Below are 16,739 nucleotides of genomic sequence, written 5' to 3' on the forward strand. Positions count from 1 at the left end.
CGCTAGTGGTTACGCCGGCGCGAACCGACGCCGGACCGTCACGGGATTGCGGCAATCCGTGCGACTCATCCCGGTTGCGGGCCGGCAGCCCGCAGCGCGAGGGTTCCGGTGGCGTCGACGACGACGCTCGCGGGGCCGCGCGGCGGACAGGACCACCACGTTCCCGAGGCCGCCGCGCCGGTTTCGAGGCTCGCCGAGACGGCGTGGCCCCCGGAGGTCGTCACGGGGACGAGTTCGCGGACCTCGCCGGGGTCGAGCGCGAGCGTGCGGTCGAACGGCTCGCCGCCGTCCGCGGGGTCGACCCGGAGCGCGAGCCGGTGGGGTTCGCCGTCGCGGTTGGCGACCGTGAGCGTCGTGTTCGCCGGTCCGCACCCGGCCGTCCCGTTCGACACGTCGACGTACTTCGTCGGCTGGTCGGGCACCGGCCACGCCGCCTCGACGCGCCGGTCGTCGGTCTCGACGACCACGCGGTAGCTCCCGCTTCGGTACGTCACCGGCACCGACAGCCGCGCTCCCGTGGGGACGCGGTACGCGCGGTCGACCAGCGCCGTGTCACCGAGGTCGATGCGGAGGCGCGCGGTCGTCTCTGGGCCGGGGTTTTCGACGACGACGCCCGCGGGCGCGTACCACCGTGCTGAGCCATCGCCGACGAGCGGGAGGTCGATTCTCGGCCCGCCGTCGGGGGGCGACGCCGCGAGCGAACACTCCCCCCGCGCGTCGCACGAGACGGTCCGCCAAAACGCCGCGGCGTCCCGTCCGAGGACGACCTCCAGCCCCTCGAACGCCGGGTCGACGATCCACGTCGAGCGCGCCCGCAGGCCGGAGTCCGTCTCGACGAGCACCGCCGTCTCTCCGGTCGGGACCGCGACCGACAGCGCGGCGCGCTCGCCGGGCAGCAGGTCGCGGTTCTCGAAGAACACGTCGCGGTCGCCGCGGACGCCGACGACGGTCGTGAACACGGGGTCCGGCGTCGGGTTCCAGAGCGTCAGCGACCGCTCTACGCGCGCTTCGGTCGTCGGCGTCGCGGTCGGCGCGTCGGTCCCCTCCTCTGGCGTCGGCGTCTCCGTCTCTCCGTCCGGCGTCCCGCACCCGGCGAGTCCGGCGACGCCGCCCGCGAGAAGCGAGAGGAGCGTGCGGCGCTCCATACCTCGTCTACGGTCGCGACGCATATGAACGCCTGTCGCCGCGGCCGCCGAACCCGTCGCGGCTCCGGCCTCCAAAACAGCTATCTCGTCGGCGGTCAGTCGTTCTCACGACTAGATGGGTCTCGACAGCTACCTCGACGCGATTGACGCCGCGAGCCGGTCGCTTTCCGTGGTCAATCGCTCGGCTCCCGACCCAGTCCAGCGAATGCTCGAAACCACGTTCTCCGACCAGCCGGTCGACGTCGACGAGCTGTCCGACGACGCCCGCGGCGACGACGTGGTCGTGCTCTCCGAGCGGACGCCCGAGGGCCGCGAGGTGGTCGCGACCTCGCCGCTGGAGGAGGTGATGAACTCTATCCTCCTCGTGAACTCCGACCTCTACAAGACGGGACAGGCGAACCTCGCCGAGTTCGAACTCCCGTCGGTGCTCACCCGACTCGACGACGTGCCGTTCTCGCTCCGGGGCTACCCCGAATCTGACAAGGAGAAACTCCTTCTCGTGGCGATTTCGCGGTACATCGAGCGGCACGCGTGGCGCGCCGGGCGGGGGCGACTCCGGTCGTCGTTCCAGCGCCTCTCGCGCATCGAAGACGAGCGCGGAACGCGAGCGGTCTACCGGAAGGTCGCCGCGACAGACGTGCAGACGCACGTCTACGGGATTCCGGACTGGACGCCGCCGTCGAACTCCGAACTGCTGACGCACGGCGGTTACTCCGACGACTTCTACGACTCGTGGTTCGTCGTCTACACGCCGCCGGACGGCGACTCGGTCGAGTCGGACGAGTCGACCGCGGACGAGAGCGAGGCGACTGGTGCGACCGACGGGGGGCGACCGGGCGATGGGTGCGTCGACGGCGCGGCTCCGGGTCAGCCCGTCGCCCTCCTCGCGCTGGAGACCGAACCGAGGCGGTGGGAGGGCTACTGGACGTTCCGGCCGTCGCTCGTCGCCGACGTCGACCGCTACATCTCGCGGAACATGTGACGGCGGGACAGGCCGACGACCGCCGCCCGCCGACCCCAGACGAAGCCGCTTTACGCACCCGTCCGATACGGGTATCCAATGAGTAAGCCGAGCCCCGAGGTCTACGAACGGGGACGCGGGATGGACGCGCACAACAAGGTGATGCGCGACATCCGTTCGCGGAAGCAGAAGACCTACGACCCCCACGAGCCGACCCGGGTGTGGATTGACGAGGACAACACGCCCGACGGCGTCTACGACTCGCTGACGATTATCCTCAACACCGGCGGCTGTCGGTGGGCGCGCGCCGGCGGCTGTACGATGTGCGGCTACGTCGCCGAGTCCGTCGAGGGTGGCACCGTCGCCCACGAGGCGCTGATGGACCAGATTCAGGTCTGTCTCGACCACGAGGCCGAGGAGATGGACGACGGCGAGAAAGCCGGTCTCATCAAGATTTACACCTCCGGCTCGTTCCTCGACGAGCGCGAGGTGCCCGCCGAGACCCGCGACGCCATCGCCGAGACGTTCGCCGACCGCGACCGCGTGGTCGTCGAGTCGCTCCCGGACTTCGTCACGCGCGAGAAGCTCGCCGACTTCACCGACCGCGGCCTCGAAACCGACGTGGCGGTCGGCCTCGAAACCGCCACCGACCGCGTTCGCCACGACTGCGTGAACAAGTACTTCGACTTCGCGGACTTCGAGGACGCCTGCGAGGAGGCCGCCGCGGCCGGCGGCGGCGTCAAGGCGTACCTCCTGATGAAGCCGCCGTTCCTCTCGGAGCCCGAGGCGCTCGACGACATGAAGTCCTCCATCCGCCGGTGTGCGGCGGTCGACAACTGCCACACCGTCTCGATGAACCCGACGAACGTCCAGCGCTACACGATGGTCGACGAGCTGTTCTTCAACGGCGGTTATCGCCCGCCGTGGCTCTGGTCGGTCGCCGACGCGCTCCGCGAGACGGCCGACGTGGACGCCATCGTCGTCTCCGACCCCGTCGGCGGCGGACAGGAACGCGGCGCGCACAACTGCGGCGACTGCGACGAACTCGTGTTCAAGGCGGTCAAGGACTTCAACCTCCGACAGGACCCGAGCGTCTTCGAGCAGGTGTCCTGCGACTGCGAGGCGACGTGGGAGTTCGTCCTCGACAACGAGACGAGCTACAACATGCCGCTCGTCAAGTGAGCGCCGCGCGCTGAGCCCCCGAATCGCATCTCTCCGCGCGGCCCGACGCCCGCCGCGAACGGGGCCGTCCCGTCCCGAACCGGTGACTGTTCGTCCAGTATCTCCCCGAGTTTCCTCCGATTCGGCCGCGTTAGGGTGTGACGTCTCAGAGTAACTGACCCCTAACCGTCGAATAGGATATTCGTATCAAAGAGGGTGTGAGTCGTTGTCATATTCGGTGGTTCGGACGTGTCCATCCGAACCGCCCGCCATCATGACGAAACACACGTACAAGACCGTCTACTACGCGGATGGGTGGTTCGAGATACGCGAAGAGGAGAACACCGAGGCGTGGATCGCCACGGACGCTCCCTGCGCTCTCGCCCCATAGCACGCGGTACGCGGGCCGGAAACCTCGACACTCCAACATCGCTCATCGTGTACGCCGCTTCGCTCGCCAACCGGCCCCGTGCCGCCCGCCACCGCGGCGGACGGTCTTTTTTATACACCTACCCCTCGAAGCCAGCCAGCACGCCCCGACCGTCGGTGTTGCCGAGTTGCGGGAGCGACGCCCGCTCGGGGTGCGGCATCAGCACCGCGACGGACTCGCTGTCGCCGAGGACGCCCGCGACGTTCCCGAGCGAGCCGTTGGGGTTCGCCTCGTCGGTGACGTTGCCGTCCTCGTCGCAGTAGCGGAACAGAATCCGGTCGTCGGCTTCGAGCGCCTCGTAGCGCTCGGCGTCGAGTTCGAAGCGACCCTCGCCGTGGGCGATGGGGAGTTCGATGACCTCGCCTTCCTCGTACGCCGCGGTCCAGCGCGTGTCGGCGTTCTCGACGCGGAGGTAGACGTGTTCGCACTGGAAGCGGGCGCTCGCGTTCGTCGTGAACGCGCCGGGGGTGAGCCCGGACTCACAGCCGATCTGCGCGCCGTTGCAGACGCCGAGGACGGGGACGCCGTCGTCGGCCGCCTCGCGGACCGACTCCATGATGGGCGAGCGGGCGGCCATCGCGCCGCCGCGCAGGTAGTCGCCGTACGAGAAGCCGCCGGGGAGCACGATTCCCGTCGTCGCCTCGGGCAGGGGGTCTTCGTGCCAGACGCGCTCGGCCTCGAAGCCGAGGTCCGACAGCGCGCGCACGGCGTCGCGGTCGCAGTTCGAGCCGCCGAACTGCACGACTGCGATCATCTCAGGCCTCGGCGACCGCGACCTCGTAGTCGTGGATGGTCGGGTTCGCCAGCAAGCGTTCTGCCATCTCGTCGGCGCGGGCCTCGGCCTCGTCGGCGTCGGCCGCGTCGAGGTCCACCTCGTAGCGTTCGGTGAAGCGTAGCGCGTCGAGCTCGAACCCGAGTCGTTCCAGCGCGCGCTTCGTCGTCTCCGCCTCCGGGTCGAGCACGCCGCGCTTGAGGCGCACCGTCACCGTCGCGGTGTAAGTGGTCATCAGGTGGCGATGCGCGGTCATGTGCAAAAACGGTTTTGGGTCGTGTTTGATATACACAGATGTGCGTATCGTCGCCGAACCGGTGACGACGCTCCCGGAAACCGCGTTAGCTCGCGGATTCCGCGCGGTCTGCCCGTGAACTCTGCACCCGACCCCGCGTCTCCAATTCGGATGATTTGACAGAATCCATATTAATTATTTTCCAGCAGTTTAAAATAACAATTACATACGTAATATATGATAATAATTTTACGGCACGGTGATACGGTGTTTCACGTATGGCAATCGAGTTCGCACAGAGTCCGCTCTTGACGTTCGTAATCGGGCTCGCGTTGGTCGTGTTGCTACTGGTCGTGTTAGACCTCCCCGCGTTCGTCGGGTTGGCGATAGCCGCGTTCGCGGTCGGACTCGTCAACGCGGCGTTCGTCCCCGACTTCGCGCTCGCCGACGCGGCGACGAGAACGGCGACGGCGTTCGGCAACGGGATGGCCGGCATCGGGATTCCCATCCTGATGGCCGCCATCATCGGGAAGTCGATGCTCGAAAGCGGCTCCGCCCAGCGCATCGTCCGCTCCTTCCAGTCGCTCGTCGGGAGAGAAAACAGCGACATCGCGCTGTGGGGGAGCAGTACCGTGCTCGCCATCCCCGTGTTCTTCGACAGCGTGTTCTACCTCATGGCTCCCCTCGCGCGGTCGATGCGGGCTCGGATGGGAGACAACTACGCGCTCTACCTCGTCGTCGTCGGGGCCGGCGCGGCGACGGCCCACGTGTTCGTCCCGCCGACGCCCGGCCCGCTCGCGGTCGCCAGCGAGGTCGGAGCCGACATCGGCACCACGATGCTCATCGGCGTCACCGTCGCCGTCCCGTCGGCCACCATGGGCGGTCTCGTCTACGGCCGCTGGATAAACCGTCACATCGACATTCCCCTCCGCGACGCGATGGGAACGACCACGGACGAACTGAAGGAGCGCGCCCAGCGCGACGTGTCGTCCCTGCCGAGCTTCCTCGAAGCCACCGCGCCCATCGTCATCGCCGTCGCGCTCGTCGGCTCGCTCACCGTCGTCAACGCCCTCGAAGGCGTGACGGTGGCCGAACCGCTCCGGCCGTTCGTCGCGTTCGTCGTCGACAACCGTCCGTTCGTCGCGTTCATCGGCGACAAGAACGTCGCGCTCACGGTCGCCGCGCTCGCCGCGGCCTACACGTACTACCGCTGGTCCGACCTCTCGCGGTCCGACTGGGAAGACGAACTCACCGAGGCGCTCAAAAGCGGCGGTAACATCGCGGCAATCACCGCCATGGGCGGCGCGTTCGGTGCGCTCCTCGCGGCCTCCGGAATCGGCTCGTACCTCGCCAACGGGCTCGAAGGCTTCGGCATCCCGCTTCTCGTGACCGCGTGGCTCATCGCCGCCATCGTCCGCATCGCGCAGGGCTCCGCGACCGCGGCGATGCTCACGGCCGCCGGCATCATGGCCCCGCTCACCGGCCAGCTTCCGGTCAACACCGCGTATCTGGTGATGGTCATCGGCGCGGGCGGCAACATCTGTTCGTGGTACAACGACTCGGGCTTCTGGCTCGTCAAGGAAATCGGCGGCCTCACGCAGGCTGAGACGCTGAAGACGTGGACCGCGCTGACGACGATTATCTCCGTGACCGGTCTCGTCGTCGTTCTCGTCGTCTCGTCGGTGCTGCCGCTGGCGTAGGCGGTCTTACCGTCACATCGGCTTTTCCTTTGTGCGGGTGATTCACGGTCGTTCCCGAGAGATTCGCTTGCGGAGAACGACAGCGGTTTACCGTTCGCCGACGCAGGACGGGTATGTTCAGCTTCGAACAGCTGGAGGTGACGGTATGACTCGCGAACTCACCGAAATCACGGTCATCGGAGGAGACAAGACCGGACTCATCGCGAACGTGACCACCCTGCTGTTCGAGCGCGGAATCAACGTCGAGGACTTAGACCAGGCGGTCCGCGAGGGAATCTTCCGGATGACCCTCCACGCCGACACCGCGGAGATGACCTGCTCGCGCGACGAACTCCGCGAGGCGCTGTCCGACCTCGGCGACGACCTCGGCGTCGACGTGCAGGTCCGGTTCCCCTCGGACCGCGAGACCCGCGAAATCGCCGTCCTCGTCACGAAGGAGTCCCACTGCCTCGAAGCGCTGTTCGAGGCGTGGGCCAACGACGACCTCGGCGCTGATATCTCGGTCGTCATCGGCAACCACGACACGCTCGAACCGCTGGCGAGCCACTACGACGTTCCCTTCCACGACATCGGCGACCAGAAGGGCACCGCCAACGAACAGCGCCTGCTCGACCTCCTCGAACAGTACGACGTGGACCTCATCGTCCTCGCGCGCTATATGCGCATCCTCGGCCCGAACGTCGTCTTCCGCTACGAGGACCGCATCATCAACATCCACCCGTCGCTGCTCCCGGCGTTCCCCGGCGCGGCCGCCTACCGGCAGGCGAAAGAGGAGGGCGTCCGCATCGCCGGCGTCACCGCCCACTACGTGACGACCGACCTCGACCAGGGGCCCATCATCGCCCAGCGCGCCTTCGACGTGCCGGACGACGCCACCATCGACGAGATAAAAGAGCGCGGTCAGCCGCTGGAGGCCGACGCGCTCCTCGAAGCCGTGAAGCTCCACCTCAACAACGACGTCTCGGTCCACCGCGGGCGCACCAGCCTCCGCGAGAGCGCCGACCCCGAGCGCTACCAGCTCGGCCTCACCCGCGAAGCGCAGGCGTCGAATCCCGACCGCCCGGTCGATGGCATCATCGACGCCCTCGGCGAGCGCGAGGCGCTCGCGCCCGACCCGTCCGAGGACTGAGGCGACGCTGAGTGGGGCGACCCCCATCAGACCTATTTTGCCGCCGCCACGACTCGGAGCCGTGCCCGTCTCCCTCCGCCATCGCGTCGCGCTCGGCTGTTACGCGCTGTGGCTCGTGGCGACAGTCCTCCTCATCGCGCACCAACTCGGTTTCATCCCGCTCCTTCCCGGCGTCGAACCGGGCGTCGTGACCGGCGCGACGGTGTTTTTCGCGCTCGGCGTCGTCCAACTCCTCCGCCGAGGTTGGCGGTCCCTCGTCGGTGACGACGCGTCGTGAGAATGGAACAGACGAAAAACGGCGTGCTCGCTCGGCGGTCGACTACAGGTCCCGGACGCGAGCCACGGCGTCCTCGATGGCCGGCGCGTCGAACCAGTCGTGGTCGACGTAGGCGTTGGTGCCGGCGCAGTAGAGGTCCGACAGCGCCTCGACGATGTCGGCGGGCAGGTGGTCGGGTTCGACCGCGCAGTTCTCGCGCCAGTTCGGCTCGCCCGTCTCGATGGCCTCGGCCTTCGCGTCCTTCACGGCCGCGACCCACTCGGGCTGGACGCGCTTGTAGTACTGCCGGACGACCTCCTTCGAGACCTGCTGGCCGCCGTAGGAAAACCGGTTTTCGTCGAACGTGCCGACCACGTCGCCGACCTTGACGGTGCCGTCGTGGTAGAGACACTCGATTTTGCCGTCCTCGTGGTCGAATCCGGCTTTGTCGGCGCGCTCGGTCAGCACGTGGTTCACGGCGAGCGCCAGCTCTTCGAGGCGGTCGAGGTCGACCTTCCCGGCGATGTCGTCGGCCTCCTCGCGGGAGAGATACCGGTCCTGTTCTTCGTACTTCGTGGAGAACTCCACGACCGGCTCGGGGAGGGAGACGGCCTCGTCGGGCCACTCGTCGGCGTCGAGGCCGTACTCCGAGGGCTCGCCGCGCCGCCGGAGGCTCGACCCCACGGGGACGGTGTTGCGGAAGACGATTTCCAGCGGGATGAGGTAGTTGTCGCCGGCGGCCTCGTGGTAGGCGTCGTAGTCGTACGCGCCGTCCTCGTGGGGGAGGTCGGGCACCTGCGTGAGTTCGATGGCCATCTCCGTCGGCGGCGACTCGCACTCGCCGAGTTCCTTGACCTCGCCGTCTTCGACGACGCCGAGGTAGTGGGTCGGGACGTGGTTCACGTCGAGCAGTTCGAAGTTGTACGCGCCCATGAGACAGAGGCTCGCGCCCTTGTTCGGGACGTGGTCGGGCATCTCGCCCCAGTCGAACACCGAGTAGCGGTCCGAGAAGACGAAGCGGCCCCGCCCGAGGTCGGTCGCCGTCGGCTCCTCCTCGACGCGGAAGTCCTTCACGCTGGTCATGGTCGTCCTCTGGACTCATCCCACTAAGAAGCTTCCACTTCCGTGCGTATCTCGACCGATGACGAGAGGAATGTATGCACAAACGCGCGCACCGAGCGAATCGTATCGCTTTTTCGCGGCTGGCCCGTCCGTCGGGCTATGGACGCTGCCCTCGAATCAGACGCCGCGTGGGTCGCCCGCCGACTCCGCGAGGCCGACACGGCCGTCGCCTTCACCGGCGCGGGGATGAGCACGGCCTCGGGCATCCCCGACTTCCGCGGCGACGACGGCATCTGGGAGACCGAGTTCGACCCGGCGTCGTTCCACCGCGACCGCTTCGTCGACGACCCCGCGGGGTTCTGGCGCGACCGCGTCCGCTTACAGGAGCGCATGTTCCCCGACGGCGTCGAGCCGAACCCCGGCCACGAGGCGATTTCGGCCCTCGAATCGCGGGGCGTCCTCGACGCGGTCGTGACGCAGAACACCGACGGTCTCCACCGCGAGGCCGGTTCGGACCGCGTCGTCGAACTCCACGGCAACGCCGCCGAGGTCGTCTGCGAGGACTGCGGCGCGCGAACCGACGCCGAACCCGCGTTCGAGACGGTCCGCGCCGGCGACGCGCCGCCGCGGTGCGAGGACTGCGGCGGCCTGCTCAAGCCCGGCGTCGTCCTGTTCGGCGAACACCTCCCGCGGGTCGCCTACAGCGAGGCGAACCGCCTCGCCGGCGACGCCGACGTGTTCCTGTCGCTCGGGTCGTCGCTGACGGTCCACCCGGCGGCGGGTCTCGCCGGCCGCGCCGCCGAGGCCGGCTCGCTCGTCGTCGTCAACTTCGACGCGACGCAGTACGACGACCGCGCCGACCGCGTCGTCCGCGGGGACCTCGCGGCGTTCCTCCCCGAGGTCGAAAAACGAATCTGACCGCGACCGCGTGACTTCGTGACCGCGCGACCGCCCCGTCAGGAGTAGAACGGTTCGTCGTCGCGGTGGTTGTCGACGTTCTCCGTCTCGGCCGCCTCCTCCTCGCGCATCTCGTCTTCGGCGTCCGGTTCCTCCCCCTCGTCCGGACGCTCGGCGTCGACTTCCTCGGACTCCTCGGGCGACGACGCGCCGGCGTCGCCGCCGCCGTCGACCGTGACGCCGTGGCCGTCGTCGTCTTCGACGCTCGGTTCGCGGTCCGTCACGTCCGCTTCGGTGTCGTCGGACATCGGGCCACTAGCTCACGGCTCACGCGGCAAATAGGTGGTGGCCGACTGTCACGAACGTCGGTCGCGCCCACCAATCAATTGATGCTCCCTCCCCGTCATGTCGGTGCATGACTCGGTTTGCCTCGCCGGGAGCGCCGGCGAGGACGGCACCGTCCGTTCTCTTCGTCGCTCCCGACCGAACCCGGGCGGACGCCGTCGCGGCCGCGCTCGACCGCCACGACGTGTCCGTCACCGTCGAATTCGACCTCGGAACCGCGCTCGGCCGCGTCGACGACCGGACGGTCGACTGCCTCCTGATTCCCGGCCAGTTCGGCCGACACACCGCCGTCGACCTCGTCGCGCTGGTCCGCGACCGCCATCCCGAACTCCCCGTCGTCCTCCTCGGCCCCGGTCGGTCGGACGACGACGACGCGGCGGCCGCCTCGCCCGCCGGTCCGCTCGTCGCCGACCCCGCCGTCCATCGCTTCTCCGACGACATCGAATCCATCTCGTACGACCGCCTCGCCGACCGCGTCCGGGCGTCGGTCGCCCGCTACCGCAGTTCGCAGGCCCAGCGCACCGAACGCGACATCGTCTCCCGGCTCGAACGCCGGATTCAGCGCACCGAGCGCAAGATAACGTCGCTCCACGGCGTCGCCATGCGACTCGCGTCGGCCGCCGACGCCGACGACATCTACGAGGAGACCGTCGAGGCCGCAGAGCGCATCCTGAACCTCGACATCTGTTTCGCCTTCGAGGCCGAGGCGGACCGGTTCGTCCCGCGGGCGCAGTCGTCGACGCCGACCGCCCGCGAACTCCGCCCGGTCCCGAAGGACGCGGGCGCGATGGGCGAGACGTTCCGCACCGGCGAGTCCCACCGCGCGGTCGACATGGAGCTCCACGCGTTCGGCCGCCCCGAGTTCGGCGACTACCGCTCCGGGCTCAGCGTCGCCATCGGCTCGTTCGGCGTGTTTCAGGCGGTGTCGGAACAGACCGGCGCGTTCGACGAAATCGACCTCGAACTCGCGGAACTGCTCGTCGCCCACACGAACGCGGCGCTCCAGCGGCTCAGCTTCGAGCGCCGGCTCCGTATCGAACGCGACCAGTACGCCGCCCTGTTCGAGAACAGCGCCGACTGCATCATCGACTCGGAGTTCGTCGACGGCGAGTCCGTCATCCGCGCGGTCAACCCGGCGTTCGAGGCGACGTTCGGCTACGACGAATCCGAGGTCGTCGGCCGCGCCATCGACGACGTGGTCGCGCCGGACAACCGTCTCGACGAGGCCGCGAAGCTCACCGAGATGGTCCGCGCCGGCGACTTCGTCCAGACGGAGGTTCGAAGGCGGACCGCAAACGGCGAGCGGGACTTCCTCCTCCGGTCGGTCCCGGTCGGCGAAGACACGATATACGCGGTGTACACGGACATCACGGCGCGACGGGACGTCGAACGCGAAATGGAGGCCCAGAACCGCCGGCTCGACGAGTTCACGAGCGCCGTCTCCCACGACCTCCGAAACCCGCTTTCGGTCGCCACGGGCCACCTCGACATCGCCCGCGAGGAAGTCGACAACGACCACCTCGCGGCGGTGGCGCGGGCGCACGACCGGATGAGCGCGCTGACGGAGGAACTGCTCGTCCTCGCGCGGCAGGGCACCGACGCGTTCGCCACGACGCCGGTGCCCCTCGCGGAGACCGCAGCGCGGTGCTGGGAGCACGTCGAGACCGGGGACGCGGCGCTCGTCGTGGCGACCGACCGGACCGTCGTCGCCGACGCGGGTCGGCTCCACCAACTGTTCGAGAACCTGATGCGGAACGCAGTCGAACACGGTTCGACGGGCAACCAGACTGCGTCTGGTGACCCCGTGGAACACGGCTCCCCGGAGCGACCGGGGTCCGACTCTACCGACGGCGGCGACGACGCCGAGACCCGCCTCACCGTCACCGTCGGCGCGCTCGACGACGGCTTCTACGTCGAAGACGACGGTGCGGGCGTCCCGCCCGAACTCCGCTCGCGCATCTTCGACACCGGCTTTTCGACCGGCACCGCCGGAATCGGCTTCGGACTCACAATCGTCTCGAACGTCGCCGACGCGCACGGCTGGACGGTCTCGGTCGGAGAGAGCGACGCGGGCGGCGCTCGCTTCGGGTTCACCGGCGTGGAATCCGAGCCCTGAGCGCCGAATCGGGGCGGAGCGGACTCAGGCGAACTCCTCGTGGAGGTACGCGCCGAGGTAGCCGCCGAGCGCGCCGAGGCCGACGGTGTAGACGAGGAGCAGTGCGAGGCCGAACAGCGCGACGATGACGATGCCGAGGATGCCGAGGCCGAATCCCAACTCGAACGGGGTGACGCCGATGGCGAAGATGCCGAAGAAGCCGAGGACGACGACGCCGAGAACCACGCCGACGAGACTCACGAACAGCCCGGAGACCGCGCCGGATTTCACGCCGAGTTCGCGGTCGCTTCCGGTCAGGTAGCCGGAGATTGCGCCGCCGAGGACGGTCGACCCCGGAAGCGGCGAGAGGACGATGCTGGCGACCGCGCCGACGAGCGCCGAAAACAGCAGGCTCTCGCGGTCGTCGCGGAGAGCGGACTCGGTTTCCGAAGACGGGGTGTGTTCCATACCGGACACAACACGACCGGGGGTCTAATGCTTTCTCCGCCGCGGCGTCCCGCGGTCGGTGTTCCGGTACCGCCCCGTTTTTAGGACCGTGGCGCGTTGCAAACGAGCATGACCGGTGCCGCCCACGACTTCGGGTTCGACCACGTCCCGGAGACAGACCAGTCGTTCGAGAACGCCTTGGCGAAGGCGCGAGCGGGCGAGCGCCTCACGGTCGACGACGGCGTCGAACTCATCACGACGGGGACCGACCGCGAGGGAATCGACGCCGCGCGCAAGGAACTCGTGCTCGAAGCCGCCGACCGGCGGCGCGCCGAGATGGTCGGCGACGACGTGACGTTCGTCGCCAACCTCAACAACAACGTGACGACGGCCTGCAACACCGGCTGTCTGTTCTGTAACTTCAAGAACACCGCCCACCTGTTCGAGTCCGACTCCGACGCCGACCACGGCGGCTTCACGAAGACGCCCGCCGAGTCCCGCGACATCGTCGCCGACGCGGTCGAGATGGGCGTCTACGAGGTCACGTCCGTCTCCGGCCTCCACCCCGCGCTCGTGCTCGACGAGGAACACCGCGAGATTCTCGAAGCCCACGACAACCCCGCCGCCGAGGTGAACTACAAGCCGCCCGAGGCGTACGACACCGACCCCGCGAGCTACGCCGAACAGCTTTCCGCCATGTCGGCCGACGGCGCGCACGTCCACTCGATGACCCCCGAGGAGGCCCACCACGCCAAGCGCGGCACCGACTGGAGCTACGAGGAAGTCTATCGCCGCCTCGCCGACGCGGGCCTCGCCAGCGCGCCCGGCACCGCCGCGGAGATTCTCGTCCCCGAGGTGCGCGAGGTCATCTGCCCCGGCAAAATCGGCACCGACGAGTGGGTCGCCGGGATGGAGGGCGCGATGGAGGCCGGCCTCGACGTGACGGCGACCATCATGTACGGCCACGTCGAGACCGAGAAACACCGGGTGCTCCATCTCGACGTGATTCGGGACCTGCAGGACCGCTACGGCGGCATCACCGAGTTCGTCCCGCTGTCGTTCATCCACCAGAACACGCCGCTGTACGACCGCGGCCTCGTGACCGGCGGCGCGTCCGACGACGAGGACGAACTGATGGTCGCCGTCGCGCGGCTGTATCTCGACAACGTCGACCACATCCAGTCGTCGTGGGTGAAGTTCGGGAACGCGAAGGCGCTGAAGCTCCTCAACTGCGGCGCGGACGACCTGATGGGGTCGATTCTCTCCGAGGAGATAACGAAGCGCGCCGGCGGCGGCTTCGGCGAGTTCCGCTCGTTCGACGACTACGTCGACATGATAACCGCCATCGGTCGCCGGCCGGTCGAGCGCTCGACCGATTACCGGACTCGCCGCCCAATCGACATCGACGACGGCCCGCACGGCCCGACGCTCGGCCCCCGCGCCGACGGGACGCCGCTCCTCGACGGTCGCCGCGGCCCGGCGACCGCCGACGACTGAGATGATGGTGACCACCCACGCGGCCGTGGGGCTGACCCTCGCCGCGCCGCTGGTCTGGGTCGCGCCCGAACTCGCCACCGCGGCGGCCGTCGGCGCGCTCGCCGGCGGCGTCTTCCCCGACGTGGACCTCTTCGTCGGCGTCCACCGCAAGACCCTGCACTTCCCCGTCTACTACAGCGTCGCCGCCGCGGTGTCCGGAGCCGTCGCCATCACGTCCCCCTCGTCGCTCACCGTCGCGGCCGCCTTCTTCTTCCTGTCGGCGGCGCTCCACTCCGCGTCCGACTGGCTCGGCGCGGGCGGCGAACTCCGGCCGTGGGACCGCACCTCCGACCGCGCGGTGTACGTCCACCCCGCGAAGCGCTGGCTCCGGCCCCGCTATCTCGTCCGCTACGACGGCGCGCCCGAGGACCTCGCGCTGACGCTCCTGTTTTCGGTCCCCGGGTTTCTCGCCTTCCCCGGCGGCATCCGCGTCGCCGTCGCGGTCGGCGTCGCCGTCGCGCTGTTCTACACCGGCTTCAGAAAGCGGATGCCCGAGTGGTTCGGCATCTGAGTCCATCGAGCGGGGCGCTGTGACCCGATTCGCGGGTGTTCGACTCGACCACGAAACTCATACGTCTCGGTCGCCGAGTAGGCGAAGCGATGACACTTCGACGACTTCGTCCGGGGGCGGTCGCCCCGTGATGGCCCCGACGCACGTGGCGATGAGCCTCGCGCTCGCCGCCGCCGTCGTTTTCGTCGCCCCCGCCGCCGCACCGCTCGTCGTCGCGGCGGCACTCGTCGGCGGCGTCTTCCCCGACCTCGACATGGTCGTCGGCGTCCACCGCAAGACGATCCATCAGGTCGAGGCGTTCGTCGTCGGCTCAGTCGGAGCGGGCGCGGTTGCGGTCGTCACGGGCGACCCGCTGGCCGCGGCCGCGGCGACCGGATTCGTCGCGGCGGCGCTCCACTGCGCGGCCGACTACCTCGGCGGCAGCAGCGAGGCCCGCCCGTGGGAGGCTCGAACCGACCGCGGCGTCTACGTCCGCAGTCTCGGCGGCTGGGTCGAACCCCGGCGTCTCGCCGCCTACGACGGCTCTCCCGGCGACCTCGCGCTCGCCGCGGCGCTGTCGGTGCCGGGGTTCCTGACGCTCGGCGACGGCCCGCGTGGGATTCTCCTCGCCAGCCTCGCCGTCGGCGTCGCCTACACGCTCGTCAGAAAGCGCGTGCCACAGCTCTCGGGGCGCGCGCCCGCCGTGACCGCCACGGTCGTCGCGCTCTACTCAGTTCTCGTTCGTCGTCGGTAGCACGCGACGCCAGACCGCCGACCGACGGCCGCGCCGCTCTCACCGCGGAATCGACAGCGGCCCGTCGCCCCGGGCGACGTTTCGGAACCGCCGCCCGTGAACGTCGTCGGCGTCGAGACGCTCGGTAATCGGGTCGCGGAGCCACTCGCGGTCCGGCGCGGTCGCGGGCGGGTCCCCGGTTTCGCCGGCCGGTCCGAGCGCCCCGTCCGGCAGGAACCGCTCGTAGACCGGCAGTCGCTCGCGGAGCGGCACGCCCGCCTCGTCGGCGATGTCGGCGAGCTCCCGCAGCGCGGGCCACTCGTAGTCGGGGTTGACGTAGTCGTCCGTGACCGGCGAGACGCCGCCGAGGTCGTCGACGCCGCAGGCCACGAGGTCGGCCGCCGCCGAGAGGTTCGGCGGCACCTGTACCGACACCTCCTCGGGGAGCGCGACCCGCGCCATCGAAACGACCCGGCGCATCGCGTCGAGCGACGGGCGCTCGTAGTCCGACCGCTCGTTGGGGACGACGTTCTGGACGATGACCTCCTGTATGTGGCCGTAGCGCTCGTGGAGCGCGCGGATGGCCAGCAGGCTCTCCGCGCGGTCGCGCCACGTCTCGCCGATACCGACGAGGATGCCCGTCGTGAAGGGGACGCCCACCTCGCCCGCGGCGCGGATGGTGTTGAGCCGCTGGCCCGGCGTCTTCCGGCGGTTCCCCGAGTGGGCGGCCACGTCGGCGGTCGTCTCCAGCATCACGCCCATGCTGGCGTTCAGGGGCGCGAGGTCGGCGAACGCCTCGCGGGTCAGGTCGCCGGGGTTCGAGTGCGGCAGGAGGCCCTCGTCGAGCGCGACCTCGCAGGCCGCCGCGAGGTAGTCGAGGATGTCGTCGTAGCCCCACTCGTCGAGCTGGCGGTGAATCGCCGTGTAGCGCTCGTCGGGGGCGTCGCCGAAGGTAAACAGCGCCTCCGTGCAGCCGGCGTCCGCGCCCGTTCGGACCACCTCACGGACCTCGTCGAGCGACATGAGCGTCGCCTCGCCGGGCACGTCGTAGTAGGTGCAGTAGGTGCAGGTGTACCGGCAGGCGGTCGTCAGCGGGACGAAGACGTTCCGCGAGAACGAAAGCGACGCCGGCGCGTCGGCGTCGGCGGGGGTGACGGCGAGCAGTCGGTCCACCTCGGCGTCGTCGATAGTCAGGTCGACTCCGTACTCGTCGGCACCCGGGAACATGTCTCCCGGTGCGTGACGAATCACTAAAAGCGTGTCACTCCCGGCCGATACGGCGGCGTCGAGACCGAAGAACGGAAGTCGGAGCTTCGGGGCCGGATAGTTGGTGCCAGACACGTCA

17 protein-coding genes are annotated in these 16,739 nt (G+C 69.1%); 10 read left to right on the forward strand and 7 right to left on the reverse strand.

Annotated elements, in window-relative coordinates; translation table 11 throughout:
* Positions 1 to 65 precede the first annotated feature (65 nt).
* Positions 66 to 1,145: a hypothetical protein gene (locus NDI65_RS16110; protein WP_310893839.1), complete on the reverse strand. Its 1,080-nt coding sequence runs from the start codon at positions 1,143 to 1,145 to the stop codon at positions 66 to 68.
* 115 nt (positions 1,146 to 1,260) lie between these two features.
* Between NDI65_RS16110 and NDI65_RS16115 the strand changes: the two genes are divergently transcribed.
* Positions 1,261 to 2,127 (forward strand): DICT sensory domain-containing protein, encoded by an 867-nt coding sequence (locus NDI65_RS16115; protein WP_089776662.1) that lies wholly within the window; start codon positions 1,261 to 1,263, stop codon positions 2,125 to 2,127.
* Between the two features lie 78 nt (positions 2,128 to 2,205).
* The gene (locus NDI65_RS16120) at positions 2,206 to 3,288 is read left to right on the forward strand and encodes an archaeosine biosynthesis radical SAM protein RaSEA (protein WP_089776661.1); all 1,083 of its coding nucleotides are present in this window, start codon (positions 2,206 to 2,208) and stop codon (positions 3,286 to 3,288) included.
* A gap of 488 nt (positions 3,289 to 3,776) precedes the next feature.
* Here the strand turns inward: NDI65_RS16120 and purQ are convergent, their stop codons facing one another.
* Both purQ and purS read right to left on the reverse strand, forming a co-directional pair.
* A complete protein-coding gene (purQ, locus tag NDI65_RS16125; RefSeq protein ID WP_089776660.1) occupies positions 3,777 to 4,451 on the reverse strand; it encodes a phosphoribosylformylglycinamidine synthase I in 675 nt (224 codons plus the stop codon).
* A gap of 1 nt (position 4,452) precedes the next feature.
* Positions 4,453 to 4,704 (reverse strand): phosphoribosylformylglycinamidine synthase subunit PurS, encoded by a 252-nt coding sequence (purS, locus tag NDI65_RS16130; protein ID WP_004969187.1) that lies wholly within the window; start codon positions 4,702 to 4,704, stop codon positions 4,453 to 4,455.
* A gap of 278 nt (positions 4,705 to 4,982) precedes the next feature.
* On the opposite strand from purS, the gene NDI65_RS16135 reads away from it, so the two are divergent.
* The 3 genes from NDI65_RS16135 to NDI65_RS16145 all read left to right on the forward strand — a co-directional run bounded on the left by NDI65_RS16135 (position 4,983) and on the right by NDI65_RS16145 (position 7,810).
* Positions 4,983 to 6,404 carry a gluconate:H+ symporter gene (locus tag NDI65_RS16135; RefSeq protein WP_089776659.1) on the forward strand — a complete coding sequence of 474 codons (1,422 nt, stop codon included), beginning with the start codon at positions 4,983 to 4,985 and terminating at the stop codon, positions 6,402 to 6,404.
* A gap of 145 nt (positions 6,405 to 6,549) precedes the next feature.
* Positions 6,550 to 7,533: a formyltetrahydrofolate deformylase gene (locus tag NDI65_RS16140; protein WP_089776658.1), complete on the forward strand. Its 984-nt coding sequence runs from the start codon at positions 6,550 to 6,552 to the stop codon at positions 7,531 to 7,533.
* A gap of 61 nt (positions 7,534 to 7,594) precedes the next feature.
* Positions 7,595 to 7,810, forward strand: coding sequence for a hypothetical protein (locus NDI65_RS16145; RefSeq protein ID WP_089776657.1), 216 nt, complete (start codon positions 7,595 to 7,597; stop codon positions 7,808 to 7,810).
* A 42-nt stretch (positions 7,811 to 7,852) separates the two neighbouring features.
* On the opposite strand, the gene NDI65_RS16150 is transcribed toward NDI65_RS16145, so the two are convergent.
* Positions 7,853 to 8,872, reverse strand: coding sequence for a phosphoribosylaminoimidazolesuccinocarboxamide synthase (locus NDI65_RS16150; protein WP_089776656.1), 1,020 nt, complete (start codon positions 8,870 to 8,872; stop codon positions 7,853 to 7,855).
* Positions 8,873 to 9,010: 138 nt separating this feature from the next.
* Here NDI65_RS16150 and NDI65_RS16155 point away from each other — a divergent pair, with 138 nt between their 5' ends.
* A complete protein-coding gene (locus tag NDI65_RS16155) occupies positions 9,011 to 9,769 on the forward strand; it encodes a Sir2 family NAD-dependent protein deacetylase (RefSeq protein WP_089776655.1) in 759 nt (252 codons plus the stop codon).
* Between the two features lie 38 nt (positions 9,770 to 9,807).
* Here the strand turns inward: NDI65_RS16155 and NDI65_RS16160 are convergent, their stop codons facing one another.
* Positions 9,808 to 10,056: a hypothetical protein gene (locus tag NDI65_RS16160; protein ID WP_089776654.1), complete on the reverse strand. Its 249-nt coding sequence runs from the start codon at positions 10,054 to 10,056 to the stop codon at positions 9,808 to 9,810.
* 107 nt (positions 10,057 to 10,163) lie between these two features.
* Between NDI65_RS16160 and NDI65_RS16165 the strand changes: the two genes are divergently transcribed.
* Positions 10,164 to 12,209 carry an ATP-binding protein gene (locus tag NDI65_RS16165; RefSeq protein WP_310893840.1) on the forward strand — a complete coding sequence of 682 codons (2,046 nt, stop codon included), beginning with the start codon at positions 10,164 to 10,166 and terminating at the stop codon, positions 12,207 to 12,209.
* Between the two features lie 24 nt (positions 12,210 to 12,233).
* Here the strand turns inward: NDI65_RS16165 and NDI65_RS16170 are convergent, their stop codons facing one another.
* A complete protein-coding gene (locus NDI65_RS16170) occupies positions 12,234 to 12,656 on the reverse strand; it encodes a DUF5518 domain-containing protein (RefSeq protein WP_089776652.1) in 423 nt (140 codons plus the stop codon).
* A gap of 108 nt (positions 12,657 to 12,764) precedes the next feature.
* Here NDI65_RS16170 and cofH point away from each other — a divergent pair, with 108 nt between their 5' ends.
* The 3 genes from cofH to NDI65_RS16185 all read left to right on the forward strand — a co-directional run bounded on the left by cofH (position 12,765) and on the right by NDI65_RS16185 (position 15,415).
* Entirely contained in the window at positions 12,765 to 14,132 is a 1,368-nt protein-coding gene (gene cofH, locus NDI65_RS16175) for a 7,8-didemethyl-8-hydroxy-5-deazariboflavin synthase subunit CofH (RefSeq protein WP_310893841.1), read from the forward strand.
* Position 14,133: 1 nt separating this feature from the next.
* The gene (locus tag NDI65_RS16180) at positions 14,134 to 14,682 is read left to right on the forward strand and encodes a hypothetical protein (protein ID WP_089776650.1); all 549 of its coding nucleotides are present in this window, start codon (positions 14,134 to 14,136) and stop codon (positions 14,680 to 14,682) included.
* Positions 14,683 to 14,812: 130 nt separating this feature from the next.
* Positions 14,813 to 15,415, forward strand: coding sequence for a hypothetical protein (locus NDI65_RS16185; protein WP_089776649.1), 603 nt, complete (start codon positions 14,813 to 14,815; stop codon positions 15,413 to 15,415).
* A gap of 39 nt (positions 15,416 to 15,454) precedes the next feature.
* Here the strand turns inward: NDI65_RS16185 and cofG are convergent, their stop codons facing one another.
* Positions 15,455 to 16,621: a 7,8-didemethyl-8-hydroxy-5-deazariboflavin synthase subunit CofG gene (cofG, locus tag NDI65_RS16190; protein ID WP_089776648.1), complete on the reverse strand. Its 1,167-nt coding sequence runs from the start codon at positions 16,619 to 16,621 to the stop codon at positions 15,455 to 15,457.
* Between the last annotated feature and the right edge of the window lie 118 nt (positions 16,622 to 16,739).

This window comes from Haloferax sp. S2CR25, from assembly GCF_031624535.1.
In the GTDB taxonomy this organism is placed as follows: Archaea; Halobacteriota; Halobacteria; order Halobacteriales; family Haloferacaceae; genus Haloferax; species Haloferax massiliensis.

Bases quoted from the DNA above. Each gene is read 5' to 3' on its own strand.
- NDI65_RS16110 (WP_310893839.1), bottom strand. From the start codon at position 1,145: ATGGAGCGCCGCACGCTCCTCTCGCTTCTCGCGGGCGGCGTCGCCGGA.
- cofG (WP_089776648.1), bottom strand. From the start codon at position 16,621: ATGTTCCCGGGTGCCGACGAGTACGGAGTCGACCTGACTATCGACGAC.
- purS (WP_004969187.1), bottom strand. From the start codon at position 4,704: ATGACCACTTACACCGCGACGGTGACGGTGCGCCTCAAGCGCGGCGTG.
- NDI65_RS16115 (WP_089776662.1), top strand. From the start codon at position 1,261: ATGGGTCTCGACAGCTACCTCGACGCGATTGACGCCGCGAGCCGGTCG.
- cofH (WP_310893841.1), top strand. From the start codon at position 12,765: ATGACCGGTGCCGCCCACGACTTCGGGTTCGACCACGTCCCGGAGACA.
- NDI65_RS16180 (WP_089776650.1), top strand. From the start codon at position 14,134: ATGATGGTGACCACCCACGCGGCCGTGGGGCTGACCCTCGCCGCGCCG.
- NDI65_RS16160 (WP_089776654.1), bottom strand. From the start codon at position 10,056: ATGTCCGACGACACCGAAGCGGACGTGACGGACCGCGAACCGAGCGTC.
- NDI65_RS16155 (WP_089776655.1), top strand. From the start codon at position 9,011: ATGGACGCTGCCCTCGAATCAGACGCCGCGTGGGTCGCCCGCCGACTC.
- NDI65_RS16135 (WP_089776659.1), top strand. From the start codon at position 4,983: ATGGCAATCGAGTTCGCACAGAGTCCGCTCTTGACGTTCGTAATCGGG.
- NDI65_RS16150 (WP_089776656.1), bottom strand. From the start codon at position 8,872: ATGACCAGCGTGAAGGACTTCCGCGTCGAGGAGGAGCCGACGGCGACC.
- NDI65_RS16165 (WP_310893840.1), top strand. From the start codon at position 10,164: ATGACTCGGTTTGCCTCGCCGGGAGCGCCGGCGAGGACGGCACCGTCC.
- NDI65_RS16185 (WP_089776649.1), top strand. From the start codon at position 14,813: ATGGCCCCGACGCACGTGGCGATGAGCCTCGCGCTCGCCGCCGCCGTC.
- NDI65_RS16120 (WP_089776661.1), top strand. From the start codon at position 2,206: ATGAGTAAGCCGAGCCCCGAGGTCTACGAACGGGGACGCGGGATGGAC.
- NDI65_RS16170 (WP_089776652.1), bottom strand. From the start codon at position 12,656: ATGGAACACACCCCGTCTTCGGAAACCGAGTCCGCTCTCCGCGACGAC.
- purQ (WP_089776660.1), bottom strand. From the start codon at position 4,451: ATGATCGCAGTCGTGCAGTTCGGCGGCTCGAACTGCGACCGCGACGCC.
- NDI65_RS16140 (WP_089776658.1), top strand. From the start codon at position 6,550: ATGACTCGCGAACTCACCGAAATCACGGTCATCGGAGGAGACAAGACC.